Annotated in this window: 1 protein-coding gene; it reads left to right on the plus strand. The window is 67.1% G+C overall.

The annotated features are described in order from the left end of the window. Nucleotides 1–420: 420 nt before the first annotated feature. Nucleotides 421–1,382: chorismate synthase (gene aroC / locus AC1D15_RS32340; protein WP_477829280.1), on the plus strand; the 962-nt coding region annotated here is incomplete at its 3' end.

Here is a 1,382-nt window from a genome sequence, read left to right on the forward strand (position 1 = left end):
TTGGCGAACTGCACGTAGGCATCGGCGACGCCGTACAGCGTCACGTTGGTGGTGGATTGTTGTGCGTCTTGCGCGTTGGCGGCCGACGCGGCAGCCAGGGCGACTGCGGTCACYGCAAAGGTGGCGAACTTCATGAGATTCTTCTCCGATCAGTAGGTGGACCCCTTGTCCCACAGGCACGCGTCCAACTCCGACCGCGTGGCAGACACCGACCGGTGCTGCGTCTTGGGGGTGAATGCTAGGGTTGTCCCTGACTGTGAAAAACCCCATCACCGGCAAGTCGGCATTGCTGAATCAGCAAGGATTCCGCTCTTGAAGCACCGGGCTGCGCTCCCAAGGGACGAACCCTTAAACTTCAAGGCCGCCTTCGCATCACGATGTGTTGGCGCCTCGTTCCCGTTTTCCGTCTTGAAGGCACCCATGTCCGGCAGCACCCTCGGCACCCTGTTCCGCGTCACCAACTTCGGCGAGTCGCACGGGCCGGCCATCGGGTGCGTGATCGACGGCTGCCCGCCGGGGATGGAGCTCAGCGAAGCCGACATCCAGCCCGAGCTCGATCGCCGCCGCCCYGGCACCTCGCGCCACGTGACGCAGCGCAACGAGCCGGATGCGGTGGAGATCCTGTCCGGCGTCTACGAGGGCAAGACCACCGGCACGCCGATCTGCCTGCTGATCCGCAATACCGACCAGCGCAGCAAGGACTACGGCAACATCCTGCAGACCTTCCGGCCCGGCCACGCCGACTACACCTACTGGCACAAGTACGGCATCCGCGACCCGCGCGGCGGCGGGCGCGCGTCGGCCCGGCTCACCGCGCCGATGGTCGGCGCCGGCGCCGTGGCGCGCAAATGGCTGAAGGCGCAGTACGGCACCACCTTCCGCGGCCACATGACCCAGCTGGGCGAGCTGGAGATTCCGTTCGAGGGCCACCAGCACATCGGCGAGAACCCGTTCTTCGCCGCCAACGCCTCGAAGATCGCCGAACTCGAGGCCTACATGGACGCGCTGCGCAAGTCGGGCGATTCGGTCGGCGCGCGCATCCGCGTCGAGGCGGCGCAGGTGCCGGTCGGGCTGGGCGAGCCGCTGTTCGACAAGCTCGACGCCGACATCGCCTACGCGATGATGGGCATCAACGCGGTGAAGGGCGTCGAGATCGGCGCCGGCTTCGCGAGCGTCGCGCAGCGCGGCACGCAGCATGGCGACGAGCTGACGCCGCAGGGCTTCCGCACCAACAACGCCGGTGGCGTGCTGGGCGGCATCAGCACCGGCCAGGACATCACCGTCAACATCGCGATCAAGCCGACCAGCTCGATCCACAGCCCGCGCGATTCGATCGACCTGCAGGGCAATCCGACCGTCGTGCAGACGCACGGCCGCCACGA

The organism is Rhizobacter sp. P2_H2 (assembly GCF_056403375.1).